At 37.4% G+C, this 26,329-nt stretch carries 24 protein-coding genes; all 24 read left to right on the top strand.

The annotated features are described in order from the left end of the window. The first annotated feature begins 7 nt into the window (after positions 1–7). The 24 genes from truB to pgsA all read left to right on the top strand — a co-directional run bounded on the left by truB (position 8) and on the right by pgsA (position 26,316). Positions 8–925, top strand: a complete 918-nt coding sequence (gene truB / locus R4Z10_RS13445) for a tRNA pseudouridine(55) synthase TruB (protein WP_338469810.1) — start codon at positions 8–10, stop codon at positions 923–925. Positions 926–959: 34 nt separating this feature from the next. Continuing rightward, positions 960–1,934: a bifunctional riboflavin kinase/FAD synthetase gene (gene ribF, locus R4Z10_RS13440; RefSeq protein ID WP_338469809.1), complete on the top strand. Its 975-nt coding sequence runs from the start codon at positions 960–962 to the stop codon at positions 1,932–1,934. 102 nt (positions 1,935–2,036) lie between these two features. Then, positions 2,037–2,306, top strand: a complete 270-nt coding sequence (rpsO, locus tag R4Z10_RS13435) for a 30S ribosomal protein S15 (RefSeq protein ID WP_338469808.1) — start codon at positions 2,037–2,039, stop codon at positions 2,304–2,306. A gap of 302 nt (positions 2,307–2,608) precedes the next feature. Beyond that, positions 2,609–4,729 (top strand): polyribonucleotide nucleotidyltransferase, encoded by a 2,121-nt coding sequence (gene pnp / locus R4Z10_RS13430; protein ID WP_338469807.1) that lies wholly within the window; start codon positions 2,609–2,611, stop codon positions 4,727–4,729. Between the two features lie 118 nt (positions 4,730–4,847). Then, positions 4,848–5,834 (top strand): polysaccharide deacetylase family protein, encoded by a 987-nt coding sequence (locus R4Z10_RS13425; protein ID WP_338469806.1) that lies wholly within the window; start codon positions 4,848–4,850, stop codon positions 5,832–5,834. A 110-nt stretch (positions 5,835–5,944) separates the two neighbouring features. After that, complete coding sequence (locus tag R4Z10_RS13420; protein ID WP_338469805.1) at positions 5,945–7,180, top strand: pitrilysin family protein; 1,236 nt, start codon at positions 5,945–5,947, stop codon at positions 7,178–7,180. Positions 7,181–7,306: 126 nt separating this feature from the next. Beyond that, on the top strand, positions 7,307–7,555 hold the full coding sequence (locus R4Z10_RS13415; protein WP_338469804.1) for a YlmC/YmxH family sporulation protein: 249 nt from the start codon (positions 7,307–7,309) through the stop codon (positions 7,553–7,555). 227 nt (positions 7,556–7,782) lie between these two features. Next, positions 7,783–8,682: a dipicolinic acid synthetase subunit A gene (dpaA, locus tag R4Z10_RS13410; RefSeq protein ID WP_338469803.1), complete on the top strand. Its 900-nt coding sequence runs from the start codon at positions 7,783–7,785 to the stop codon at positions 8,680–8,682. Then, entirely contained in the window at positions 8,682–9,278 is a 597-nt protein-coding gene (dpaB, locus tag R4Z10_RS13405; RefSeq protein WP_338469802.1) for a dipicolinate synthase subunit B, read from the top strand. Before dpaA ends, dpaB begins: the two co-directional genes overlap by 1 nt. A gap of 352 nt (positions 9,279–9,630) precedes the next feature. Beyond that, positions 9,631–10,680 (top strand): aspartate-semialdehyde dehydrogenase, encoded by a 1,050-nt coding sequence (gene asd, locus R4Z10_RS13400; protein WP_338469801.1) that lies wholly within the window; start codon positions 9,631–9,633, stop codon positions 10,678–10,680. A 102-nt stretch (positions 10,681–10,782) separates the two neighbouring features. Beyond that, positions 10,783–12,009, top strand: a complete 1,227-nt coding sequence (gene dapG, locus R4Z10_RS13395) for an aspartate kinase (protein ID WP_338469800.1) — start codon at positions 10,783–10,785, stop codon at positions 12,007–12,009. A gap of 31 nt (positions 12,010–12,040) precedes the next feature. Further along, a complete protein-coding gene (dapA, locus tag R4Z10_RS13390) occupies positions 12,041–12,913 on the top strand; it encodes a 4-hydroxy-tetrahydrodipicolinate synthase (protein WP_338469799.1) in 873 nt (290 codons plus the stop codon). A gap of 664 nt (positions 12,914–13,577) precedes the next feature. Beyond that, the gene (locus tag R4Z10_RS13385) at positions 13,578–15,248 is read left to right on the top strand and encodes a ribonuclease J (RefSeq protein ID WP_338469798.1); all 1,671 of its coding nucleotides are present in this window, start codon (positions 13,578–13,580) and stop codon (positions 15,246–15,248) included. Between the two features lie 136 nt (positions 15,249–15,384). Further along, the gene (locus tag R4Z10_RS13380) at positions 15,385–16,005 is read left to right on the top strand and encodes a CoA pyrophosphatase (protein ID WP_338469797.1); all 621 of its coding nucleotides are present in this window, start codon (positions 15,385–15,387) and stop codon (positions 16,003–16,005) included. Between the two features lie 85 nt (positions 16,006–16,090). Next, positions 16,091–16,852, top strand: coding sequence for an ATP-dependent Clp protease proteolytic subunit (locus tag R4Z10_RS13375; RefSeq protein WP_338469796.1), 762 nt, complete (start codon positions 16,091–16,093; stop codon positions 16,850–16,852). Continuing rightward, entirely contained in the window at positions 16,849–17,067 is a 219-nt protein-coding gene (locus R4Z10_RS13370; RefSeq protein WP_338469795.1) for a YlzJ-like family protein, read from the top strand. The genes R4Z10_RS13375 and R4Z10_RS13370 overlap by 4 nt, the downstream gene beginning before the upstream one ends. Before the next feature lie 150 nt (positions 17,068–17,217). Continuing rightward, positions 17,218–19,551, top strand: a complete 2,334-nt coding sequence (locus tag R4Z10_RS13365; protein ID WP_338469794.1) for a DNA translocase FtsK — start codon at positions 17,218–17,220, stop codon at positions 19,549–19,551. 198 nt (positions 19,552–19,749) lie between these two features. Next, the gene (locus R4Z10_RS13360; RefSeq protein WP_338469793.1) at positions 19,750–21,024 is read left to right on the top strand and encodes a pitrilysin family protein; all 1,275 of its coding nucleotides are present in this window, start codon (positions 19,750–19,752) and stop codon (positions 21,022–21,024) included. A gap of 2 nt (positions 21,025–21,026) precedes the next feature. Further along, positions 21,027–22,316 (top strand): pitrilysin family protein, encoded by a 1,290-nt coding sequence (locus R4Z10_RS13355; RefSeq protein WP_338469792.1) that lies wholly within the window; start codon positions 21,027–21,029, stop codon positions 22,314–22,316. 76 nt (positions 22,317–22,392) lie between these two features. Then, positions 22,393–23,115 (top strand): SDR family oxidoreductase, encoded by a 723-nt coding sequence (locus R4Z10_RS13350; RefSeq protein WP_338469791.1) that lies wholly within the window; start codon positions 22,393–22,395, stop codon positions 23,113–23,115. 103 nt (positions 23,116–23,218) lie between these two features. Continuing rightward, positions 23,219–23,467, top strand: a complete 249-nt coding sequence (locus tag R4Z10_RS13345) for a DUF3243 domain-containing protein (RefSeq protein ID WP_338469790.1) — start codon at positions 23,219–23,221, stop codon at positions 23,465–23,467. A gap of 441 nt (positions 23,468–23,908) precedes the next feature. Then, complete coding sequence (locus tag R4Z10_RS13340; protein WP_338469789.1) at positions 23,909–24,700, top strand: DUF3388 domain-containing protein; 792 nt, start codon at positions 23,909–23,911, stop codon at positions 24,698–24,700. 20 nt (positions 24,701–24,720) lie between these two features. Next, a complete protein-coding gene (locus R4Z10_RS13335) occupies positions 24,721–25,641 on the top strand; it encodes a RodZ domain-containing protein (RefSeq protein WP_338469788.1) in 921 nt (306 codons plus the stop codon). Between the two features lie 96 nt (positions 25,642–25,737). Then, entirely contained in the window at positions 25,738–26,316 is a 579-nt protein-coding gene (gene pgsA, locus R4Z10_RS13330) for a CDP-diacylglycerol--glycerol-3-phosphate 3-phosphatidyltransferase (protein ID WP_338469787.1), read from the top strand. Positions 26,317–26,329: the final 13 nt, after the last annotated feature.

The raw sequence follows: 26,329 nt of genomic DNA, 5'->3' as shown, positions 1-26,329 counted from the left end.
TAAACCAATGGAAGGAATTATCCCTCTTTTTAAACCAAAAGGGATGACGTCTCATGATTGTGTATTCAAATTAAGAAAAATTTTAAAAATGAAGAAAATCGGTCATACCGGTACGTTAGATCCAGATGTGACAGGCGTTTTACCCATTTGTATAGGCAGAGCCACTAAAGTAGCAGAATATTTAACAGATGCAGGAAAAGCTTATGAAGGAGAGGTTACTCTTGGAAAGTCAACAACCACAGAAGACGCCTCGGGAGATGTTATAGAAGAAGCTAAAGTTGAAAGAATGATTTCTAGAAGTGAGATATTAAATATTTTCCATACTTTTACAGGGACAATTACACAAACACCTCCAATGTTTTCGGCAGTTAAAGTTAAGGGTAAACGCTTATATGAATATGCTAGACAAGGAATAGAGGTTGAACGCCCTTCTAGAGAGGTGCAAATTTATTCACTCGAACTACTAGACGATTGTTTTGAATTTGTTGGGGACCAAATAACCTTTCGCTTTCGTGTCGCATGCAGTAAGGGCACTTACATTCGCACATTAGCGGTCATGATCGGTGAAGCTTTAGGATATCCTGCTCATATGTCTGATTTAACTAGAGTTCAGTCTGGAACGTTTAAGTTGGATGATTGTGTGACATTAGAGGAGGTTGAGGAAAAAAAGAATAATGGTTCAATTGAAGAAGTTCTATTTCCTTTAGAGACAGCTTTAACTCATTTGCCGAAATATACGATAAATGATAAAATAGCGGAGAAAGTGAAAAATGGGGCAGTTCTTCCCACTCCGCCAATGTTTACGCATGACAATTCTTTAATTGTTGTGGAGACAGAGACAGGACAGGCATTAGCTATTTATGCACATCATCCTGAAAAAGTAGGCTGGATGAAGCCATCCAAAGTATTACGTACTGTCCTTTGATAGGTTTGGAAGTACAGAAAAAGGTGAGACAGACGTGGAAGTATATTATCTAGAGTATCCGCACCATATAAAACGCGATCAAATTCCGAAGCTTGTCATGGCATTAGGTTTTTTTGATGGTGTTCATTTGGGTCATCAAAAAGTAATAAATGCTGCTAAAAAAGAAGCTGAAGCAAAAGGCTTAAAAAGTGCAGTCATGTCTTTTGATCCACATCCTTCTGTTGTACTTGGGAGGAGTGTTAAGCATGTTAAATATATTACCCCTCTTGAAGAAAAAATTAAGCTCCTTCAATATCTTAATATCGATTACTTTTTTGTTGTTCGGTTTACAGAAGAGTTCGCCAATCTGTTGCCACAGGAATTTGTTGACTACTATTTAATTGATTTAAATGTAAAACATGTGGTAGCTGGATTTGATTATACATATGGAAGGTTGGGCAAAGGAACAATGGAAACCCTTCCTTTTCATTCAAGACAGCAATTTACTTTTTCTGTAATTGGTAAACTTCGATTTCAGGAAGAGAAAATTAGCTCTACCTTGATTCGATCATACATTAATGAGGGAATAGTAGACAAATTACCCCCATTACTAGGTCGTTTTTATCATACGAGCGGTACGGTTATACACGGGGAAAAAAGAGGCCGAACGATCGGATTTCCAACGGCTAACGTTAATACAAATGAAGAGTATCTCCTTCCTCCCACTGGGGTGTATGCAGTAAAGCTCAAAATTTCCTTGTCTGGAGAGATCTATAATGGTGTTTGTAATGTTGGATATAAACCAACATTCCATAAGGAAAAAGCCGATAAACCATCGGTAGAAGTATATATTTTTGATTTTGCTGGAGATCTTTATGACAAAAAAGTTACCGTTATTTGGTTTTTGAGATTAAGAAGTGAAATGAAGTTTTCCGGTGTAGAAGAATTAAAGGCACAAATTGAGAAGGATAAGCAAACAACAAAGGATTACTTTGAAAAAAATGCTATAGATACTTGCATTTTGTTATAAAAAGATGTATTCTTATTATCGTATTAAATTGAACCTTTGCTTGGCATAGCGACTCACCAACGCATGCTGGGTAACAGGGGATTATTTTAGGAGGTGAACAGGATGGCAATCACACAAGAACGTAAAAATGAACTTATCAATGAGTACAAAGTACATGACACTGATACTGGTTCTCCAGAAGTTCAAATCGCTGTCCTTACGGAACAGATTAACAATTTGAATGAGCATTTACGTACGCACAAGAAAGATCATCACTCACGTCGTGGTCTTTTGAAGATGGTTGGTAAACGTCGTAATTTATTAACTTACTTACGTAATAAAGACGTTCAACGTTACCGTGTATTAATTAATAAACTTGGTTTACGTCGTTAGTCGAAGAAAAGCGGGAATTTTCCCGCTTTTTTATTAGCTTAAAATTATTCCATTTTAAGGGATTTTTAACATTTTTAACATTTTTATATCCCTTTTTACATAAATAGGATATACCATTTAGATGGTTGTTATGCACAGGAATATCAATCCGCGCTTATTTTTTAGAAAAGTGGTACATAATAATAGATAGTTATAAGGATATGAATAAACAAGCAAAATTTAGTGCTTTTTATTATAAAATGATATGCTCGTATGGAAGCGTTATTCTCTTTTTAGACAAGGCAGAGAGGAGTATTAAATGAATGAAACAAGATAAACATGTATATTCAATAGATTGGGCTGGCCGAGAGTTAACTGTAGAGGTTGGTCAGTTAGCAAAACAAGCAAATGGAGCAGCGTTAGTTCGCTATGGAGACTCTGCTGTTTTGAGTACAGCTACAGCTTCTAAAGTAGCAAAGAATGTAGACTTTTTTCCTTTAACTGTGAATTATGAGGAAAGATTATACGCGGTTGGAAAAATTCCAGGTGGGTTTATTAAAAGGGAAGGCCGGCCAAGCGAGAAGGCAATACTTGCAAGTCGCTTAATTGATCGCCCGATTCGCCCATTATTTGCCGACGGATTTCGTAATGAAGTTCAAGTCGTTAGCTTAGTTTTGAGTGTAGATCAAGATTGTTCAACTGAAATGGCAGCCATGTTTGGGTCATCACTTGCACTAAGTGTTTCTGATATTCCATTTCAAGGGCCAATTGCCGGTGTAATTGTGGGTCGTATTGATGGTCAATTCGTCATTAATCCTACTGTTGAGCAGGCAGAAAAAAGTGATATCCACTTAACAGTAGCAGGGACAAAAGATGCCATTAATATGGTTGAGGCAGGCGCAAATGAAGTTCCTGAGGAAATCATGTTAGAAGCGATTATGTTTGGTCATGAGGAAATTAAACGATTGATTTCATTCCAAGAGCAGATTGTTGCTGAAATTGGGAAGGAAAAAATGGAAGTCGTTCTTGCAGAAGTTGATGCAGAATTAGAAGCAGAAGTACGTCAACTGTGTGAGACGGAAATGATACAGGCCATTCAAGTACAAGAAAAGCATGCTCGTGAAGAAGCGATTAACGGTGTTAAAGAAAAAGTTCTTGCAAAATATGAAGAACAAGAAGCGGAAGAAGAAGTGATCAAAGGAGTAAAACAAGTATTAGACATCCTTGTAAAAGGAGAAGTACGCCGTCTGATTACAGAAGAAAAAATCAGACCAGATGGCCGAAACCCGGAAGAAATTCGTCCGTTATCATCAGAAGTTGGCATCCTCCCACGGACTCACGGATCAGGTTTGTTTACGCGTGGTCAAACACAAGCATTAAGTATTTGTACTCTGGGTGCTTTAGGAGATGTGCAAATTCTTGATGGCCTTGGCCTTGAAGAGGAAAAGCGGTTTATGCACCATTATAATTTCCCGAACTTTAGTGTTGGTGAAACAGGTCCAATGAGAGGACCAGGCCGTCGTGAAATTGGTCATGGTGCCCTTGGTGAAAGAGCTTTATCTTATGTAATACCAGATGAAAAAGGATTTCCATATACCATTCGTCTTGTAGCAGAAGTTCTAGAATCCAATGGCTCTTCTTCACAAGCAAGTATTTGCGCAGGAACTTTAGCGATGATGGATGCAGGAGTACCAATTAAGGCGCCTGTTGCAGGGATTGCCATGGGACTTGTCAAATCTGATGAGCATTATACCATTCTTACAGATATCCAAGGGATGGAAGACCATCTTGGAGACATGGACTTTAAAGTAGCCGGAACCGCAAAAGGCATAACAGCTCTGCAAATGGACATCAAAATTGAAGGGTTATCACGTGAAATTCTTGAAGAGGCCTTATTACAGGCTAAAAAAGGTCGGATGGAAATCTTAGATTCCATGATCGCGACAATCGGTAAGCCACGTGAACAATTATCAACTTTCGCACCTAAAATTTTAACGATGACGATTAATCCGGATAAAATTCGTGATGTAATCGGACCAAGTGGAAAACAAATCAACAAGATTATAGAAGAAACTGGCGTGAAAATCGATATTGAACAAGATGGTACAGTATTCATTTCTTCAACGAATGAAGAAATGAATAAAAAAGCCAAACAAATTATCGAGGATCTTGTTCGTGAGGTCGTAGTAGGACAACTTTATCTAGGAAAAGTAAAGCGAATTGAAAAATTCGGTGCCTTTGTGGAAATTTTCCAAGGGAAAGATGGGCTTGTTCATATTTCAGAATTAGCGGAAGAACGTGTTGGCAAAGTCGAAGATGTTGTCAAGATCGGTGATGAAATGTTAGTCAAAGTGCTTGAAATTGATAAACAAGGCCGAGTTAATTTATCACGTAAAGCTGTTTTGAAAGAACAACGCCAACATGAGCAAAGTACTCAAAGTTAAGCTAATTAGCAGTCAGTGGAGGATCCCTGACTGTTTATTATTGTAAAAATATTACATATTCCTTTTACTGTTCTACCTTGTCCTCCCTTTTCATATTTTATATGGAGGAGGATGAGGAATGAAAAAATGGTTTGTTGTTGTTATACTATTCATCATGGCGTTTCTGATTGTGAATAACCCTTTATCAAAAGAGTATATTGGCCAGATAAAAGGGGATGTCGTTTTTGTTGGTAAAAATAAAAATCCTCTTTATCATGAAATAGAAATGAAGGCTAGTGAATACAAGATCGCTGCCAGTGATGCCAAAATTGATCCTATTTGGAAGGCACTTCCAGGTTACAATGGGATTGATATCGATGTGAAAGCATCCTATGACAAAATGAAAAAATATGGAAAATTTGATGAGAATAAATTGATTTATAAACAGATCTCACCGAATACACATTTAGAAGATCTTCCTCCATCACCGATTTATAAAGGACATCCCGAAAAGCCAATGGTTAGTTTTATAATTAATGTGGCATGGGGAAATGAATACTTATCAAGTATGTTAGCGACATTGAAAAAGCACCATGTTTCAGCTACGTTTTTCCTTGAGGGCAGATGGGCACAAAAGAATCCTGATCTGGCAAAGTTAATTGATGAAGCGGGTCATGAAGTTGGCAATCATTCCTTTTCTCATCCGGATATGAAAAATATCTCCAACGAAAAGATTAGACAGGAGATTATTAAAACAAATGAAGTTATTAAAGCGACAATAGGATCGGAGCCAAAATGGTTTGCACCGCCTAGTGGAAGTTATCGAGACGATACAGTTCAAATTGCTGCCCAAGAAGGTCTAGGTACAATCATGTGGAGTGTAGATACCATTGATTGGCAAAAACCTACTCCGGACGTATTAATTAATCGGGTCATGTCAAAAGTTCATGATGGAGCCATTATTTTAATGCATCCTACACAGTCAACAGAGCAATCGTTAGATGAACTGATTACAAGTATTAAGGCAAAAAGACTGCAAATAGGTACGGTTTCAGAGTTATTATCTGAAGAAAGAATAATTAATCAACCCATTCACCAGACTGAACAAAAAGAGTCAACACAGTAGTAAAAGTTTAGATCTTGGAAAAAATAAGAATGATAGGATATACTTTACAACAAATAGTGTACAATTAGTGCATGTAATAACATCTTTGTTTTAGGACAGGAGGAGTTTGTTTGATCAAGAAATATACTTGTCAAAATGGAGTAAGAGTTGTACTAGAGAACATTCCGACCGTTCGTTCCGTTGCCATTGGAATTTGGATTGGAACAGGTTCGAGAAATGAGACAGTAGCCAATAATGGGATCTCTCATTTCTTAGAACATATGTTTTTTAAAGGAACAAAGACGAGATCGGCATTAGAAATTGCTGAAGCGTTTGACAGTATAGGTGGACAAGTTAATGCCTTCACCTCTAAGGAGTATACTTGCTATTATGCAAAAGTATTAGACAATCATTCACAATTTGCATTGGAAGTACTTGCGGACATGTTCTTCAATTCCACTTTTGTTGAAGAAGAATTAGTAAAAGAAAAGAATGTTGTTTATGAAGAAATTAAAATGTATGAAGATACGCCAGATGATATCGTTCATGACCTTTTAAGTAAAGCCATTTATGAAGAGCATTCACTTGGGTATCCCATTTTGGGTACGGAAGAAACATTGTCCACGTTCACAGGCAATACGTTAAAAGAATACATGCATAATATGTATACTCCAGAACATGTGGTCATATCAATCGCTGGAAACATTGATGAATCTTTTATAAAAGAAGTCGAAAAGTTATTTGGTTCTTATGAAGGTGGAAAAAGAACAAAAGTCGAAGAAAAGCCTGTTTTCCATATGAACCAAATTGCACGTAAAAAAGATACCGAACAAGCCCATCTGTGTCTTGGATATGAGGGGCTTAAAGTGGGACATGAAGATATTTATAGTCTCATTATCCTAAATAATATTTTAGGTGGCAGCATGAGCAGTCGCTTATTCCAAGAGGTCAGGGAAAAAAGAGGGTTATCCTATTCGGTTTTCTCTTATCACTCTGCATTTGAGGATACGGGAATTGTAACGGTTTATGGTGGAACAGGAGCTAAACAACTGGATGTATTATATGAAACGATTCAAGAAACTTTAGCAAACTTGAAAAAAGATGGGATCACCGATAAAGAATTATCTAATAGTAAGGAGCAATTAAAGGGTAGTTTAATGTTGAGTCTTGAAAGTACAAATAGCCGGATGAGTCGAAACGGAAAAAATGAACTTGTTCTTGGTAGACATCGTTCTCTCGATGATATGGTAGAACAAATTGATAACGTTTCGAAGGGCAGTGTCAATGAAATGGCAACAAGAATTTTTACAGATGATTTTTCTGTATCTTTAATAAGCCCAGACGGAGTACTGCCAAAAAGTCTATAACAAGAATGAAACAGTCTATTTATAAATAGGCTGTTTTTTTGTGTGATTAAATAGGAACGATAGTCTAATCCATTGTCATGAATCGTATGAATATAGAGAAGGAAAAGATTGAAAAGGTGGGATTCCATGAGATTGAGTGAATTAAGTGGGAAAGAGATTGTTGATATCAATCGTGCGGAGCGGTTAGGAGTTCTAGGGCAAACGGATTTAGAAATTAATGAAAGTGATGGTCAAATTGAAGCCTTAATTATCCCGTCATTAAAGTGGTTCGGGATGAGAAAACAAGGAAATGAAGTACGTGTCGGATGGAATCACATCAAAAAAATTGGTAGTGATATGATTATATTGGATATGGACAATATCGAAAAAAAGTGACTCGCTGCGGGGTCACTTTTTTTGTTGGGCCTCATTAGTTGATATAAACTCAAATTTGATTAGTTGTACTGCCGTCACAGATTTCCGCTAATATACATATGATGTTGAAGTAGTCCCGTAATCCAACTTGAAGTTCCTTTGAAAAAATTACGAATAAGTGACCGTTCAAAACAAAATGGGGCCTCTTTAAATGTTGAATCTAGCCCTAATAAAGAAGGTGAATTTTCATGCTGACAGATATGCAAATTGCCATTATTGGCGGTGATGCAAGGCAGCTCGAAGTGATTCGTAAACTAACAGAACTTGACACAAAGCTATCACTTATCGGATTTGAACAGCTCGATCATGCCTTTACAGGAGCAAGCAAGGAAAAAATTGATGAACTTGACTTTTCCGCTTTAGATGCCATTATCTTACCGGTTGCTGGTACTAGTCCAGATGGCCACGTAGATACTATTTTTTCAAATGAGAAAATTAGGCTGGTAGAAGAGATGGTCATGAAAACGCCAGAGCATTGCACCATTTTTTCCGGCATCACAAATGCTTATTTAAATAATATTATAGAAAAAACAAAACGTCGTCATGTTCAACTATTTAGTCGAGACGATGTTGCCATTTATAATTCTATACCAACGGTAGAAGGTACGATTATGATGGCTATTCAACATACAGATATTACCATCCATGGATCAAATGTAACGGTCCTAGGACTTGGTAGAGTAGGAATGAGTGTTGCTCGAACTTTTCATTTGCTTGGAGCAAAAGTGAAGGTTGGTGCACGAAAACCCGCGCATATTGCCCGGATTACGGAGATGGGTTTAACACCATTTCATCTTGATGATCTAACCCATTGTGTGTCAGATACTGACATTTTAATAAATACAATCCCACATTTAATTGTCACTCCAAAGGTTATTGCCAAACTGCCTGTTCACACATTGATCATTGATTTGGCTTCAAAGCCAGGTGGAACTGATTTCCGTTATGCGGAAAAAAGGGGAGTTAAAGCTTTATTAGCTCCAAGTCTGCCTGGAATCGTAGCGCCGAAAACGGCGGGAACCATTTTAGCAAATGTCCTTTCACAATTACTGGAAGAAGTATATGAAAATCGAAAGGAGAATGAATAATGAGTTTAAATGGAAAACGTATTGGGTTTGGTTTAACAGGCTCTCATTGTACGTATGACGCAATATTTCCTGAAATTGAAAAATTAGTAAATGCAGGGGCAGAAGTCATTCCAGTTTGCACATTTACGGTTAAGAATACAACCACTCGTTTTGGAAAAGGGGAAGACTGGGTCAACCGAATTGAAGAGTTGACAGGGAATAAAATTATCGACTCAATTGTTGCAGCAGAACCACTAGGGCCGAAAGTTCCATTAGACTGTATGGTAATTGCTCCATTAACGGGTGCTTCTATGAGTAAATTTGCCAATGCTTTAAGTGATTCACCTGTGCTAATGGCTGCTAAGGCGACATTAAGAAATCAAAAGCCAGTAGTATTAGGAATTTCTACTAACGATGCATTAGGGTTAAATGGCGTGAATCTAATGCGATTGATGGCAACAAAGAATATCTACTTTATTCCATATGGTCAAGATGATCCGGTCAATAAACCTAATTCAATGGTGGCACGGATGACGATGTTACAAGAAACGGTTGAAGCAGCAATAGCAGGCAAACAACTACAGCCTGTCATCGTTGAACGCTTCAAAGACGAATAAGGTGAAACTTCCATCAGTGGGGCTTTCCACTGATGGTTAGCACGCAGAGCCTGATTGATTTAACTAAGGGCAAAGCCCAAAGATAAATCTTATTTCATAATTGGGGCTTTACGTGCGTTAGATCTTCCACAATTTTCTTCGAATTTACTGAATTTTGATAAGGGTAAACTTTTTTGAGTAAAAAGATTTCTTTACTAATTTATTGTGATAAAATATATGAAAGTATTATAAAGATGGCGATTGGTTTTAAACCTCGCCTTCTTTGTATGAATGTTGTAAACTATATTAAAATATCATATAGTATTACTATTTCCAGAACATTATTTTTCGGATTTGAAAGGGGAAACAAACAATGGAGCAGACAAAAGGTTTTCATGTAGCAGTAGTTGGAGCAACTGGAGCAGTAGGACAGCAAATCATCAAAACACTGGAAAATAGAAAGTTTCCAATTTCACAATTAACTTTATTATCTTCAGCTCGTTCTGCAGGTAAAAAGGTAGAGGTGAATGGAGTTGAATATACGTTACAAGAGGCAAAATCCGATAGTTTTAAAGATGTGGACATTGCTTTCTTTAGTGCAGGTGGTAGTATTTCCAAAGAATTAGCTTCCCACGCTGTCAACGCTGGTGCGATCGTCGTTGATAATACAAGTGCATATCGTATGGATGAAAATGTACCACTTGTGGTCCCAGAAGTGAATGAAAAAGATCTTTTAAATCATAAAGGGATTATTGCAAATCCAAACTGTTCTACCATTCAAATGGTTGTAGCACTTGAACCCATTCGCCAACAGTTTGGGTTAAACAAAATCATTGTATCTACTTATCAAGCTGTTTCTGGTTCAGGTGCAGTGGCTGTTGAAGAGATGAATTCCCAAACACAAGCAATCTTGAATAATGAAGAGTTTGAACCAGCTATTTTACCTGTTGGCAGCGATAAAAAGCACTATCAAATAGCATTTAATGCGATTCCTCAAATTGATTTATTTCAGGAAAATGGCTTTACGTATGAAGAAATGAAAATGATCAATGAGACAAAGAAAATCATGCATAATCCAGAGTTGAATGTTGCAGCAACTTGTGTTCGTATCCCAGTCGCAGTTGGTCACTCAGAATCACTTTATATTGAGGTTGACAAAGAAGGCGTTACTGTTGAAGAAGTGAAAGAGTTGTTAAAATCAGCTCCAGGCGTTATTCTTCAGGATGATCCAGCAAACCAAGTTTATCCAATGCCTGCAGATTGCGTTGGTTCTACTGATGTATTTGTTGGCAGAATCCGTAAAGATCTTGATAATCCAAAAGGCTTCCACTTATGGGTTGTGTCTGATAACTTACTAAAAGGAGCTGCTTGGAATTCAGTCCAAATTGCAGAAAGTTTAATTAAATTAGGTTTAGTTAAATAGAAACTAAAAACTTCGGATATTCATTTCCATTGATGCCCAAACTTTTCAGCAAAGTATAGCAAAAATGAAAATCCATCATAGAATGGATTTAGAGGTGTAGCAATGAAAATAATTGTCCAAAAGTTTGGTGGAACTTCTGTACGTGATGAAAATGGACGGAAACATGCAAGAAACCATATTGAATCTGCCTTAGATAAAGGTTATAAAGTGGTTGTGGTTGTATCTGCTATGGGTCGAAAAGGGGATCCTTATGCAACAGATACACTGCTTTCACTCATTCAATCGTCTGATCGATTAATCAGTAATCGTGAAACAGATTTATTGCTCTCATGTGGAGAAATTATCTCAAGTGTCGTTTTTTGCGATATGCTGCTGAGCGAAGGAATTCGAGCAACCGCCTTAACTGGAGCACAGGCTGGTTTTGTAACCAATAATGATCATACCAATGCGAAGATCATAAATATGAAATGTGATCGTTTGTTAAACGAATTAAATCATTACGATGTAGTGGTCGTGGCAGGCTTTCAAGGGCAAACTAAATTTGGGGATATTACGACTATTGGTAGAGGGGGTAGTGATACCTCTGCCGCTGCTTTAGGTGCCGCTATCAATGCTGAATATATTGATATTTTTACGGATGTTGAAGGAATCATGACAGCTGATCCGCGGTTAGCTGAAAATGCACGTCCATTATCCGTGGTAACCTATGCAGAAGTTTGTAATATGGCCTATCAAGGTGCAAAAGTTATTCATCCTCGTGCTGTTGAAATTGCCCAGCAAGCGAACGTACCAATTCGGATTCGGTCTACTTATTCAGATCATCAGGGCACATTAATCACAAACAATCAACAGGATCATATAATAAAAGAGCGAACGGTTACAGGCATCGCCCATTTATCGAACATTACCCAGCTTAAGGTATTTGCCAAGAAAGAACAATATAACTTACAATCCGAAGTTTTTAAGGCAATGGCAAATCATAGAATCAGTGTCGATTTCATCAATATTTCACCGAACCAAGTGATCTATACTGTGTCAGATGAAATGACGAACAAGGCGATATCTGTTCTTCAAGATCTCGGTTATAACCCTGTAATTGAGCGTGATTGTGCAAAGGTTGCAGTAGTAGGTGCAGGTATGGCTGGAGTTCCAGGTGTAACATCCAAAATTGTCGGGACATTATCTCAAAATGGAATCAGAATTCTACAGTCAGCTGATAGCCATACGACAATTTGGATTCTAGTTAAGCAGGAAGATTTAGTATCCGCAATTAACTCACTACATGATGTTTTCGAATTAGAGAAAGTGAATTTGATAGATGTAAATTAGATGGGAGCATCTAATTGAAAGGAGTGGTTGTATGGTTCGCTTTGGTCGAATTGCAACAGCTATGGTGACTCCATTTGATCGTAAAGGACATATCGATTTTACAAAAACAACTCAGCTAGTGAACTATTTAATTGAAAATGGTAGTGAATCTTTAGTTGTTTGTGGAACAACTGGTGAATCACCAGCGTTATCGAAAGAGGAAAAATTAGCGTTGATCGATCATGTCATTAAAGTAGTGGATAAGCGTGTGCCTGTAATAGCAGGCACAGGAAGTAACAATACTTATGAATCAATAGAATTAACCAAAAAAGCTGAAGACTTAGGTGCAGATGCCATCATGTTAGTCGCTCCTTATTATAATAAACCAAATCAAGAGGGGCTTTATCAACATTTTAAGTCGATTGCAGAAAATACAGATTTACCTATTTTACTCTATAATATCCCAGGTAGATCGGCTATTAATATTGAACCGGAAACAATTATCCGTTTGGCACAAATTAAAAATATTGTAGCGGTAAAAGAAGCGAGTGGCAATTTGAATGATATGACGGAAATTATTGCCAAAACACCAGATGATTTTGAATTATATACGGGGGATGACGGTAATACTCTCCCAGTATTATCAATTGGCGGTTCGGGAGTGATCTCTGTTGCCTCTCATGTTATTGGAAACGAAATGCAGGAAATGGTAACAAAGTTTTTAAACGGCCAGATTCACGATGCGGCAAAGATCCATCAAAAGCTGCTTCCTATCATGGTTGGTTTGTTCAATTCTCCAAACCCAGTTCCTGTCAAAACAGCTTTACAAATGAAAGGGCTTGATGTTGGTACAGTACGTTTACCACTCGTGGCTCTTAACGAGCAGGAACGTTTAGCATTAAGCAAACTATTAGAAAACCTATAATTAAAGAAAGAAACCCAGTCGTCTATTAAACGACTGGGTTTCTTTAACTTTATTCAGTAAATGTTTTTGTACCAATAGCTTGCGACAGGTACAGGACTCCCGACTTCTATAAGTGGGGAATGAATGCAAAATGTTTTTTGATTCAGTAGGGGTTCAAACCCCGGTTGAATGAAGGTAAGCCTTCGGCTGATGCCTCGGATTTTTAATGGTGTTTTTCCGCGTCTTAACTGGCAGAAAGCTCACTACAACTAGTTACTCAGAGAAACTGATAGTAGAAATGTATACGAAATCAACTGCCAGTAAAGACCTTAAAGTTGAACACAGACTAGTACGCCATTCGGCAACGTCTGCGTGAAGAGCATACATGCTGGCCGCGGGCTTTCCATTAGTGGGAAACAACACCCACTGATGGAAGTTTCACTTTATCGAACGAGCTCGACGACGGACAGGGCGTCCTAGTCAGGCGAAAGCCACTGGATTTTGCATTTTGAAGCGTGATAAAAATCCGGGCACAAATTAGGCGGAGCGAATTTGATATTTTGCTTATTTCTATTACAAGCTTCCTCTTACTTCCACTTTTATAGTTGTAATGATTTTCCTAAATCAAGTATAATGAAAGTATCTGATTTCGGTCGGCGTAAAACAACATAGGAGGAAGCTTGATTTGAACACAATAGAAAATGAGACCATAAAGCTTATTGCTTTAGGGGGAGTTGGCGAAATTGGCAAAAATATGTACGTGGTGGAAGTAGATGAGGATATTTTTGTCATAGATGCCGGTTTAATGTTTCCTGAGAATGAAATGCTTGGGATTGATATAGTCATTCCAGACTATAGTTATTTAATTCAAAATGAAGATAGAGTGAAAGGAATCTTTTTAACCCATGGTCACGAAGACCATATCGGTGGATTATCTTATCTTCTCCAAAAGATCGATGTGCCTGTATATGCAACGAAACTGACGATAGCCTTTGCACAAGTTAAAATGAAAGAACAAGATTTTCATAATAAAGTTCAATTTGTTGAAATTACATCAGATTCTGTTATTGAATTTGATTCAGCAAAGATTTCATTTTTTAGAGTGACTCATAATATCCCTGATTCAGTGGCTGTTTGTATTCATACATCAAAAGGTGTCATTGTCCACACAGGTGATTTTAAATTTGATCAGTCAGCAAATGATTTATATAAGCCGGAAATCGGCAAAATGGTTGAAATAGGTGAAAAAGGGGTTCTCTGCTTATTATCTGATAGTACAGATGCAGAAAAACCAGGATATACTTTATCTGAGGCGATCGTTGCCAAGGAAATGAATGATGCTTTCTATAATGCAAAAGGACGGATCATTGCCGCTTGTTTTGCGTCTGACTTATATCGGATTCAACATATTTTCGATGCTGCCTATGAAAGCAGGCGTAAAGTTGCGATTGTAGGGAAAAGTTTACAGGTGATATTCGATATTGGAATAAAGCTAGATTACTTACATGTTCATGATGAAATTATCATACCCATTTCTGAAATCAAAAATTATCCAGAGGATGAAATTGTTATTTTAACGACTGGAAAACTCGGTGAACCACTGGAAGTCCTTCAGAAAATGGCAAAACAGACTCATAAACATATCAATATTCAAAAAGGAGATACCGTTGTTTTTGCCGTTTATGCGATTAGAGGCAATGAACTTCTTATTTCCAAAACGGTCGATATGCTTTACCGAGCAGGGGCTATTGTGTTAGGAGGAAATAAATCCTATCATACCTCAAGCCATGGAAGCCAAGAAGAGTTGAAATTCATGATCAACTTAATGAAACCGAAATTTTTTGTTCCCATTCATGGCGACTTTAAAGCCCTAAAAGCACATGAACGAGTGGCTAAAGAATGTGGACTAACAGATGATCGGATCTATATCCCTGAAAAGGGTGAGGTTATTGAGTTTAAAAATGATCGGATTCGTCCAAATGGAAAGGTCCCGGCTGGCAATGTATTAATTGATGGCAGTGGGGTTGGAGATGTTGGAAATATTGTCTTACGGGACAGGAAGCTATTATCTCAAGATGGAATTTTAATCGTCGTAGTAACGTTAAATAAAAAAGAAAAGAAAATATCTTCAGGACCTGAAATTATTTCTAGAGGCTTTGTATATGTCAGAGAATCAGAGAAATTGCTTGAAGAAGCTTCAAACCGTGTCCGAGCGATTGTTGAACAAAGTATTTCTAGAGATACGTTCGACTGGGCCATGATTAAACAGGATATGCGTGACATTCTTAATCAATATTTATATGAAAAAACAAAACGCCGCCCAATGATTTTACCTATTATAATGGAAGTTAAATAAAGTGACACTTCCATCAGTGGGGGTTCATTCACCCCCATTGATCATCTTTAAGGCTGACTCATGACTAGAGTCAGCCTTGTTTTACATTTTTATCACCTTATGGAAAGAGCTTACTTTGAAAAATGGAGGTTTTGTTATGGAACTGTCAAAGGTGATAACGAAATTAAGTGGTCATAAGCCGAATATATTAGGTCATAAAGAATTACAAACATTTGCTGTTTTACTACCTCTTCTTGAAAAGAATAATGAAACCCATGTGTTATTTGAGGTTCGTTCCATGAATTTAAGAAGGCAGCCTGGTGAAATCTGCTTTCCGGGTGGCAAAATGGAAAAAGATGACCCTAATCACAGTCAATGCGCCATTCGTGAAACGTCCGAAGAATTGGGGATCAGCGAAGAGGAAATCGCAAACGTGATGCCCCTTGATTTTATGGCCAATGCGACGGGAAATATTATTTATCCATTTGTTGGTACAATAAAGAATCCTGATAAAATAAAACCGAATCAATTGGAGGTCGGAGAGGTATTTACTGTTCCATTGAATTATTTCTTAACTACGGAACCAGAAGTGTACAAAATTCACTTTAAAGTTGTTCCCGAAGAAAATTTTCCTTTAGATTTGCTAATAGGTGGGGAAAATTATAAATGGCAAATCCACCCAATTGATGAATATTTTTATCAATATAACGGCAAAGTGATTTGGGGATTAACCGCTAAAATCTTAGTTCATTTTCTTTCCATCTTAAAAAATGATTAAATCATCAAAGAACTCTCATGTTGCATGAAAAGTTAGTTTGTTTCTCATACTAACTTTATATGTCAATGAAGGGAGTCAATGTAAGATGGATAAAGAGAAGCTTAGAAACGCAGGACAAAACCAAGAACAAGAAAAACCGAAAGAGGATCAAACCTCAGGTTTAATTGAAAAAATCCAACAGCTAGGACAAACAAACGTACCTCAACTAGCACAAGATTCTAAGATTCATTGTCTTACGATAATCGGACAGGTGGAGGGACATTTAGCTTTGCCCCCACAAAATAAAACAACGAAATATGAACATATTATTCCTCAGTTAGTGGCAATTGAGCAAAACCCAAAGATTGAAGGATTGTTGGTGATTTTAAATACAGTTGGTGGGGATGTCGAAGCGGGATTAGCCATATCAGAAATGTTAGCCTCGCTTTCTAAACCAACCGTATCAATCGTTTTAGGAGGCGGGCATTCGATCGGGGTGCCCATTGCGGTTTCATGTGATTATAGCTTTATAGCTGAGACGGCTACAATGACAATCCACCCGATTCGCCTAACAGGATTAGTGATCAGTGTTCCACAAACCTTTGAATATTTAGATAAAATGCAAGATCGGGTGATCCGATTTGTGACAAAGCATTCGGAAATAAGTGAAGATGATTTTAAAGATCTTATGTTTGCAAAAGGCAACTTAACACGGGATATTGGGACAAATGTGATTGGCAATGATGCTGTTGATTCAGGTTTAATTGATGCGGTAGGCGGAATTGGAGAGGCGATGCGGAAATTAAACGAATTAATTGAGTTAAAAAATAACTCGAGCATTGGAGAAAATGAGGGGCTTGTGCAATGATCTTATATACAACCATCCCACAAGAATTAATTTTTCAAACCGATGAATTAGAGTATGGGAAGCAGACTATGATTGACTATTCAGGGGTTCCCTTGTTAGTCGAAATGGATGAAAATCGTGATTATCGGGTCGTCCGGGTCATGAGCAGCGATCCATGTCACTATTTAGATGAACGATATTGTCCAGGAACCGTACTGTCTAATAAACAATTTTAACTTCATCCAGACTTTGGAAGGATTGGGAAAATTTTTATATAGGGCATATGTGTTCGGTGTTGGGTATGATATAATAGAAATAGGGTAAAGACAAGGCAGCCAATAGGCTGCTTTCTTCTTTCGTAATATTATTTATTAAGGTGTGATACCATGGCCAAACGAAAAAGGCGACGTTCCACGAGTAAAGAACATCTTAAGCAAACAATTAAATATGAAATAGTTGCTTGTGTATTAGTCTCTGTGGCGATTATTTCGATGGCAGAATTAGGGGCAGTCGGAAATACAATTGTGCAGTTTTTTCGATTTTTTATTGGTGAATGGTACATGGTTGCACTCATCGGAATGATGGTTTATGGTGGTTATTTAATGTGGAAACGGGAAAGACCCTTTTTGTTTTCAATTAAATTGATCGGCATTTACATTATTTTTTCCTCGTTATTTCTCTTAAGTCATGTGACACTCTTTCAGCTTCTATCAAATGGAAATCAATTCGCAAACCCTAGCGTTATATCAAATACTTGGGATTTATTCTGGATGGAAGTAGGCGGAAAAACAAACGCGACCGATTTAGGTGGTGGAATGATTGGAGCCGTTTTGTTCGCGCTATTCTACTTTTTATTTGATGAGGCAGGGACTCAACTATTTTCTTTCGTCATGATCATAGTTGGTGTGATTTTAGTAACAGGAAAAACGTATGGACAATCCATTGTTAAATTTTTTATCACGATTTTAAAATTGATAAAAAAACAATGGTTGGCCTTTCGGGAAGATTTGTCCCATTGGATTCAGCAATGGAAAGTCAATCGCAATGATAAGGTCATAAAGAAGGAAAAGAAACCATTGATTGTTGAAAAACCGATTAGAGACCACGTGCCACCACAACCTGTCATCGAAGAACAAGAGGAAAAGCCAGAACCCATTATTTCTAGTTTTACCGATAAAGTCTATCAGGCTAGTTCTGACGAAAAGCCTTCCATAGATGAAATTGAAAAGACGGAGGAAGAGACTCGTGAAGTAGAAGACGATGCACCGCCCATTACATTTACAGAAGTCGAAAATGTTGACTATGAATTACCGTCAATGGATTTATTAAAGCTCCCACAGCATACGGACCAAAGTGGGGAGTATAAAATGATCCATGAAAATGCGGCAAAATTAGAAAAAACCTTTCAAAGCTTTGGTGTAAAGGCGAATGTAACACAGGTTCATCTTGGACCAGCTGTTACAAAGTATGAAGTCCATCCAAGTGCAGGGGTGAAAGTCAGCAAAATTGTAAGTTTAACAGATGACTTGGCACTTGCATTAGCAGCTAAAGATATTCGGATGGAAGCCCCAATTCCAGGGAAATCTGCGATTGGGATTGAAGTTCCCAATACAGAGGTAGCGATGGTTTCGCTTCGAGAAGTCATTGAATCTAATCCTAAGGACAAACCCGATGCAAAGTTAATGATTGGGTTAGGTCGGGATATTACTGGGGAAGCGGTACTTGCAGAATTAAATAAAATGCCCCACTTACTCGTTGCGGGTGCTACAGGAAGCGGGAAAAGTGTTTGTATAAATGGAATTATTACAAGCATTTTAATGAGGGCCAAGCCACATGAAGTAAAGCTCATGATGATTGATCCGAAAATGGTAGAATTAAATGTATACAACGGAATTCCCCATTTGTTGGCACCTGTTGTAACGAATGCCAAAAAGGCGTCTCAAGCTTTGAAAAAAGTAGTAGATGAAATGGAAAGAAGATACGAATTATTTGCCCATACGGGTACGAGAAATATAGAAGGCTATAACGATCACATACGAAAACATAATGCGACAGAAGATGTTGAGCAGCCTCTTCTCCCCTATATAGTCGTTATTGTTGATGAGTTGGCTGATTTAATGATGGTGGCTTCTTCCGATGTAGAAGATTCCATTACACGCCTAGCACAGATGGCTCGGGCTGCAGGCATTCATTTAATTATTGCCACACAGCGCCCATCTGTAGATGTAATTACTGGGGTAATTAAAGCAAATATCCCTTCACGAATTGCGTTTGCAGTTTCATCTGCAACAGATTCCCGGACGATTTTGGATATGGGTGGAGCAGAGAAGTTATTAGGACGAGGGGATATGCTATTTCATCCAGTCGGTGCCTCAAAACCAGTACGAATTCAAGGAGCTTTTTTATCGGATGAAGAAGTCCAAGAGGTGGTCGACTTTGTTATTGGTCAACAAAAAGCCCAGTATCAAGAAAATATGATTCCAGAGGATATTCCTGAAACGAATAGCGAAGTGGACGATGAACTTTATCCTGATGCGGTTGATTTAGTACTGGAGATGCAGACAGCTTCTGTATCCATGCTACAGAGAAGATTTCGGATTGGTTATACAAGAGCAGCTAGATTAATCGACGAAATGGAAGCAAGAGGCATTGTCGGCCCTTATGAAGGGAGTAAGCCTCGAACTGTACTCATGGGGAAATCTTCAGAGGATATAAGTTAGCATTATTAGGGTATATGTAAAGTGCAGATGAATGGTCTGCACTTTTTTTAGTTATATTAGATAATGTCTTTTAAGGCTTCCATAAACTTGATATGGGAAGGAAAATAAAGGTATAGTAGGAATATGTTGGATAAGGTAGAAAATAACTTATATAGTATGAGCATAAGCTTAAATAAGCGAATAGAAGGAGGAAAGTTCATGGATGTTTTTTCAGAAAAAGTGATTGAATTAGAAGGGATGAATCTTCATGTAATCCCTACAGATAAATTTAAAACAAATACGATCGTGTTTAAAATGAAAGCCCCATTAAATCACGAGGATGTAACGAAACGTGCTTTGCTGCCACATGTATTGCAAAGTAGTTCAAAACACTATCCTACCACTGCAGCATTAAGATCTTACTTGGATGATTTATATGGTGCTTTATTTTATATTGATTTAGCTAAAAAAGGTGAATATCATGTGATTAGTTTTACGGTTGAAATCGCAAATGAAAAGTTTTTATCCAATTCTACGCCATTGTTACAAAAAGCCATCCAATTTTTAGCAGAGGTGATTAAAAATCCAAACGTGGAGGCACAGACCTTTGACCAAGCTACAATCGATAATGAAAAACGTTCCTTAAAACAACGGATTCAATCAATTTATGATGATAAAATGAAGTACTCCAACTTTCGTCTAATCCAGGAAATGTGCAAAGACGAACCATATGCTTTAAATGTTCATGGGGAATTAGCGGATGTCGAGCCCATTACACCGACTAACCTTTACCAATACTATGAGCGAGCGCTTTTAGAAGATGAATTGGATTTATATGTAGTTGGAGATGTGAATAGCGATGAAGTAGAAAAGTTAGTCCAACAATTAATGAGCTTTGAAAGCCGTTCTCCTAAAAGCATAGATCGTAAATCCAAGCAATCAAGTGGTATTGTTAAAGAAATTAAAGAAACTCAGGATGTTAAGCAAGGCAAATTAAATATTGGCTATCGAACAAATATTTATTATGGGGATAACGATTATTATGCATTGCAAGTTTATAACGGAATATTTGGCGGTTTTTCTCATTCCAAATTATTTTTAAATGTCCGGGAAAAGGCGAGTCTTGCTTATTATGTTGCGAGCCGATTAGAAAGCCATAAAGGATTGATGCTCGTGATGTCAGGAATTGATAATAAAAATTATGATCAGGCAGTTTCCATTATTAAGGAACAAATGAAGGCCATGACTGAAGGAGATTTCTCAGATGAAGAAATCGTTCAAACAAAGGCTGTCATTAAGAACCAACTTTTAGAAACCATTGACACGTCAAGGGGAATCGTCGAAATACTTTATCATAATGTGGTTTCAAAGGCTGTTTTTTCTCTTGATGATTGGATGACCAAAATGGATTTGGTAACAAAAGCAGACATTATGAAAGTTGCAAATAAAATTGATTTAGATACCATCTACTTTTTAACTGAAGGGGGGCAATAAGAATGGAAAAAATTCAATTTCGCCAACTTCATGAAGAGCTTTATCATGAAAAGCTTACTAATGGTCTAGAAGTATATATTTTGCCGAAAAAGGGATTTAATAAAACATATGCTACGTTCACGACTAAATACGGTTCCATTGATAATCATTTCATTCCTCTCGGAAAAGAAGACTATCTAAAAGTTCCAGATGGAATTGCTCACTTTTTAGAACACAAACTTTTTGAAAAAGAACATGGGGATGTGTTTCAGCAGTTTAGTAAACAAGGAGCATCAGCGAATGCGTTTACATCGTTTACAAGAACAGCATACTTATTTTCAAGCACTTCAGATGTGGAGTTAAATTTAGAAACTTTGATGGACTTTGTGCAAGAACCTTATTTTACTGAAAAAACAGTTGAAAAAGAAAAAGGAATTATCGGCCAGGAAATTACGATGTATGATGATAACCCAGATTGGCGCTTATATTACGGTGTGATCGAAAATATGTATCATAATCATCCTGTTAGCATTGATATTGCTGGGACAATTGAATCGATTTCTCACATTACAAAAGATTTATTGTATGAATGCTATCGAACGTTTTATCATCCAAGCAATATGTTGTTATTCGTTGTTGGACCTGTTGATGTTGAAGCGACGATGAAGCAAATTAAGGAAAATCAAAATAAAAAGCAGTTTGCTGAAATTCACGAGATTAAACGTAAGTTTGAGGAAGAACCTGTTGGAGTAGCTCGTGACAAGCAAATCCTGCCAATGAATGTTCAAACCTCAAAATGTATGGTTGGTATCAAGGCAAATAAAATAGATTTATCTGGATTAGACCAGTTGAAAAATGAGTTATCATTAAATATTATCCTCGATATCCTATTTGGAAAAAGTTCGGATAACTATCATAAATTATATTCAGAAGGGTTGATCGATGATACTTTCTCCTTTGACTATAGCCAGGAGAATGGCTTTGGTTTTGCCATCATTGGCGGGGATACTCGTAAACCAGATGAATTAGCAAATAAGCTTAAAACGATGTTGCTTGCCGCGAAAGAGGGGGATGCTTTTACGGCAGAAGGGTTAGAGCGGACGATTAAGAAAAAGATCGGGACATTCCTTCGTGCGATCAATTCACCCGAATATATTGCTAACCAATTTACTCGCTATGCCTTTAATGAAATGAATTTGTTTGATATTGTACCAACACTGGAATCGCTCACATTGGATCAAATCAAAACAACGGCAGCTGAATTTATTTCAGAAGACCGATTTACCGTTTGTCAAATTGTTCCAAAAAAATAACGCCGCATGGTCGGCGTTTTTTTCGTGTAGTGGTAAAATAAGGGGAGTATATTGTTATTTTCAAGGAAGTGATACAATGAATAAATTTGCTCTCATTACAGGAGCGAGCGGTGGAATTGGTCAAGCCATCGCGATGAAACTAGCCGAGGAAGGGTATTCCCTTTATTTACACTACAACGAAAATGTCTCATCCATTCGAGACTTGCTTCAAGCTTTGTCGATTTACAACGGTGAATATATCCCGATACAAGCGGACCTATCCACTCCTCAAGGTTATAAAAAAATTGTTGAAAATGTTTTTACCATTGATGCGATTGTACACAATAGCGGGGTAAGCCATTATGGGTTATTTGTTGAAACAGATCCAGCTACTTTAGAAAAAATGACAATGATTCACATGACCTCTCCTCTGCTATTAACGAAAGAGTTACTGCCCAAAATGATTCGACAGCAAAGTGGCAGCATCGTATTGATCACATCCATATGGGGACAGACAGGTGCAGCCTGTGAAGTGGTCTATTCAACGGTAAAGGGTGCCCAAATTGCTTTCGTTAAATCCCTTAGTAAAGAATTGGCTTTGAATGGAATTCGTGTCAATGGGATTGCACCTGGAGCGGTAGATACAACGATGCTTTCACAGTTCAGTAGTGAAGAGCTCGAGATGGTGAAAGGTGAAATTCCCATGGGAAGGTTAGCGGCCCCAAAAGATATAGCGGAATCTGTATCTTTTCTAATTTCTGAGCGCTCATCTTATATTACAGGTCAGATTATAGGTGTTAACGGTGGTTGGTATACATAAGCCATGCCCGCTTATTCTTTACTTGAATCTTAGATGGAACATGCATAATTTAAACCTCCTTTAAACAAAATAACGAGGTAATACTATTTAAGGAGGTTTAAATATGTCTATTTTAGAAAACTGGGAACAATGGAAAGACTTTTTAGGTGATCGCCTACAAGAGGCACAGCAACAAGGAATGTCTCAATCTACGATCAATGAAATTGCGTACCAAGTTGGTGATTACTTAGCAAAGCAAGTAGATCCTAAAAACCATCAGGAAAGAGTTCTTGCAGATTTATGGTCTGTTGCTACACCAGAAGAGCAACAAGCCATTGCAAAATTAATGGTTAAATTAGTACAAGATAATTAAGAGAATTACTAGGGTTTAATCTCCCAATCATGTTATAGAGGATTTCTTGTTCAATCTATGAGCAAAGATCCTCTTTTTTCTTTCATCTTATAGTAAAATCAGCTATTATAAATATGGTATTAATGAAAATTATGGGATGTTTGGAATTTATCAGGTTTAACCGGCAGTAAGACCCTCACTCAAGATTCTAAGTATGATAAATGAAGATAGGTGGGGGATCAACTGCCCGTAAAGCTCCGAAAGTGGAACACAGACTAAATACGCCTACGGCAACGTCTTCGTGACCAGCATGCTGCAGGCCTCGGCTTTCCATCAGTGGGGGATGGAAGAAAGCCCTCACTGATGGAAGTTTCACTTTATGATACGATAATGAGATATCGTATGGAACGGTTTTTATTTTACAACTAGGGGGTAATGGGGGAAGGAAATAGGGGGAATGAAATGGAGAAGCAGGAATGGTATTTAGAATACGAAATACAAGCCAATCGGCCAGGATTGCTTGGGGATATTTCTTCACTTCTAGGGATGATGTCTATTAATATTGTAACGATTAATGGAGTAGAGGAAAAAAGACGGGGACTTCTCATTTTAGCGAAAGATGACCAACAAATTAAAAGGTTAGAGTCAATATTAACGACAATGGATACAATAAAATTAATTAAATTAAGGAAACCACAATTACGGGATCGACTGGCTGTCAGGCATGGCCGATACATACAAAGAGACGCTGATGATAAAAAAACTTTTCGCTTTGTCCGCAATGATTTAGGAATATTAGTTGACTTTATGGCAGAAATCTTCAAGCAAAAGGGACATACATTAATTGGAATTAGAGGAATGCCACGGGTTGGTAAAACAGAGTCCATCGTGGCTTCTAGTGTGTGTGCCAATAAAAAATGGCTTTTTGTTTCTTCTACTTTATTAAAGCAAACGATTCGCAATCAACTAATTGAAGAGGAGTACAGTGAGGACAATCTCTTCATTATTGATGGAATTGTTTCTACAAGAAGAGCAAATGAAAAACATTGGCAGCTTATACGTGAAATTATGAGATTACCTGCAGTAAAAGTAATCGAGCATCCCGATATTTTTGTGCAAAATACAGAGTATTCTTTGGATGATTTTGACTATATTATTGAGCTTCGCCATCATCCAGAAGAAGAAATTTCATACGATATTGTGGAAAAAAACAATTTGTTTTCTACTGCAGAATTCGGAGAGTTTGATTTTTAAGTAGTAGGAAGGTGTTACAAATGTCAGAGCTTGGTACTCGATTGAAAGAAGCTAGATTGTCGAAGAATTTAAGTTTAGATGATTTACAAGAAATTACGAAAATTCAAAAAAGATATTTAATCGGCATTGAAGAAGGAAATTATAGTTTGATGCCAGGAGCATTTTATGTTCGGGCTTTTATTAAACAATATGCAGAAGCGGTTGGACTAAATCCGGAAGAACTGTTCAAGGAATTTGACAATGAGATTCCGAGTACGCATTCAGAAGATGTTCCGGGTCAACTATCAAGGGTTCAAACAAAACAAATGCTCCATGAGAATCACTCTAAAGTGATCGATTTATTGCCAAAGCTATTGGTTGTGGCTGTTGTTATAAGTATTTTTGTCTTTATTTGGTGGGCTTTCTCAAAAAACACTGGTACTGACACAAATCTGGCTTCTGAAAAAGGGAAAAATAATCAAGAAGTTACATATGAGCAATCTAAAGAGTTGGAAAATGATAACAAGGACAATAATGACAATTCAGTAGAAAAAGCCGAAGAAGAGTCAAAAGATGATACTAATCAACCTGAGGAAACCAAAGAACCAGAACCAGAACCTGTTAATCAAGAATTAACCGTTGTTGAATCAAGTGGCGCTAGATCTACTTATGAGCTAAAAAGTGCGGATACATTCCAATTAAAAGTGGTGTCAACGGGTGAAACTTGGGTAAGTATTAGCAATGGGAGTGGAAATTCTTTCTTTCAAGGATTATTGAAAGCAGGTGGTGAAACAGAAAGTCAAACGTTTGACTTGTCGCAAGAAGCAGAAATAACGATTGTAGCAGGAAGATCAAGTGATACAGAAATCTATGTAAATGACCAAAAGTTAGAGTACGCTGTTTCTCCAACAGAGGTTGTTCGTCAAAATATTACCATTCGTTATGTAAAAGACGATCAATAGTCATCACATTCTGATGACTTTTTTCACGATTTTAGATTCAAGATAAAAAGTAAGTTATTTCCAAACACATTGGAGGTTTCATTGGAGGAGTAGTAAATGAATTTACCTAATAAAATCACGATTTCAAGAATATTTATGATCCCTATTTTTGTATTTATTATGCTTGTAGATTTCTCATGGGGAGAAATGACGTTTTTAGGAGCAAACATGCCGGTTACACACTTTGTTGGTGCTTTAATCTTTATTATAGCGGCAACCACAGATTGGGTTGACGGTTATTATGCTCGTAAATACAATTTAGTAACAAATATGGGGAAATTTCTTGATCCGCTTGCAGATAAACTGCTTGTCTCTGCCGCTCTGATTGTATTAGTAGAACTGCAGATGGCACCATCTTGGATTGTCATTATTATTATTAGTAGAGAATTTGCTGTTACAGGTCTGCGCCTAGTCTTGGCAGGTGCAGGAGAAGTAGTCGCTGCTAATATGCTTGGTAAAATTAAAACTTGGGCTCAAATTGTGGCTATTTCTTCGTTATTATTACATAATATTTTCTTCGAATGGTTTGGGATTCCATTTGATATGATTGCACTTTGGGTGGCGTTATTTTTTACAGTTTGGTCGGGACTCGATTATTTCTGGAAAAATAAAGAGCCGTTTATGAGATCAAAATAAAGGGTGATAAAAT

It is taken from the genome of Niallia sp. XMNu-256, assembly GCF_036670015.1.
Classification (GTDB): domain Bacteria; phylum Bacillota; class Bacilli; order Bacillales; family Cytobacillaceae; genus Bacillus_BD.
This window is presented reverse-complemented; position numbering and strand designations above follow the sequence as displayed.

What these genes read in the sequence shown, in the direction of transcription:
- R4Z10_RS13380 (WP_338469797.1), top strand. Translation starts at nt 15,385, where the DNA reads ATGGAACTGTCAAAGGTGATAACGAAATTAAGTGGTCATAAGCCGAAT.
- R4Z10_RS13340 (WP_338469789.1), top strand. Translation starts at nt 23,909, where the DNA reads ATGGAGAAGCAGGAATGGTATTTAGAATACGAAATACAAGCCAATCGG.
- R4Z10_RS13365 (WP_338469794.1), top strand. Translation starts at nt 17,218, where the DNA reads ATGGCCAAACGAAAAAGGCGACGTTCCACGAGTAAAGAACATCTTAAG.
- dpaA (WP_338469803.1), top strand. Translation starts at nt 7,783, where the DNA reads ATGCTGACAGATATGCAAATTGCCATTATTGGCGGTGATGCAAGGCAG.
- R4Z10_RS13375 (WP_338469796.1), top strand. Translation starts at nt 16,091, where the DNA reads ATGGATAAAGAGAAGCTTAGAAACGCAGGACAAAACCAAGAACAAGAA.
- R4Z10_RS13415 (WP_338469804.1), top strand. Translation starts at nt 7,307, where the DNA reads ATGAGATTGAGTGAATTAAGTGGGAAAGAGATTGTTGATATCAATCGT.
- R4Z10_RS13345 (WP_338469790.1), top strand. Translation starts at nt 23,219, where the DNA reads ATGTCTATTTTAGAAAACTGGGAACAATGGAAAGACTTTTTAGGTGAT.
- R4Z10_RS13355 (WP_338469792.1), top strand. Translation starts at nt 21,027, where the DNA reads ATGGAAAAAATTCAATTTCGCCAACTTCATGAAGAGCTTTATCATGAA.
- R4Z10_RS13350 (WP_338469791.1), top strand. Translation starts at nt 22,393, where the DNA reads ATGAATAAATTTGCTCTCATTACAGGAGCGAGCGGTGGAATTGGTCAA.
- asd (WP_338469801.1), top strand. Translation starts at nt 9,631, where the DNA reads ATGGAGCAGACAAAAGGTTTTCATGTAGCAGTAGTTGGAGCAACTGGA.
- R4Z10_RS13335 (WP_338469788.1), top strand. Translation starts at nt 24,721, where the DNA reads ATGTCAGAGCTTGGTACTCGATTGAAAGAAGCTAGATTGTCGAAGAAT.
- R4Z10_RS13370 (WP_338469795.1), top strand. Translation starts at nt 16,849, where the DNA reads ATGATCTTATATACAACCATCCCACAAGAATTAATTTTTCAAACCGAT.
- R4Z10_RS13425 (WP_338469806.1), top strand. Translation starts at nt 4,848, where the DNA reads ATGAAAAAATGGTTTGTTGTTGTTATACTATTCATCATGGCGTTTCTG.
- R4Z10_RS13360 (WP_338469793.1), top strand. Translation starts at nt 19,750, where the DNA reads ATGGATGTTTTTTCAGAAAAAGTGATTGAATTAGAAGGGATGAATCTT.
- truB (WP_338469810.1), top strand. Translation starts at nt 8, where the DNA reads ATGGAAGGAATTATCCCTCTTTTTAAACCAAAAGGGATGACGTCTCAT.
- dapG (WP_338469800.1), top strand. Translation starts at nt 10,783, where the DNA reads ATGAAAATAATTGTCCAAAAGTTTGGTGGAACTTCTGTACGTGATGAA.
- pnp (WP_338469807.1), top strand. Translation starts at nt 2,609, where the DNA reads ATGAAACAAGATAAACATGTATATTCAATAGATTGGGCTGGCCGAGAG.
- dapA (WP_338469799.1), top strand. Translation starts at nt 12,041, where the DNA reads ATGGTTCGCTTTGGTCGAATTGCAACAGCTATGGTGACTCCATTTGAT.
- rpsO (WP_338469808.1), top strand. Translation starts at nt 2,037, where the DNA reads ATGGCAATCACACAAGAACGTAAAAATGAACTTATCAATGAGTACAAA.
- pgsA (WP_338469787.1), top strand. Translation starts at nt 25,738, where the DNA reads ATGAATTTACCTAATAAAATCACGATTTCAAGAATATTTATGATCCCT.
- dpaB (WP_338469802.1), top strand. Translation starts at nt 8,682, where the DNA reads ATGAGTTTAAATGGAAAACGTATTGGGTTTGGTTTAACAGGCTCTCAT.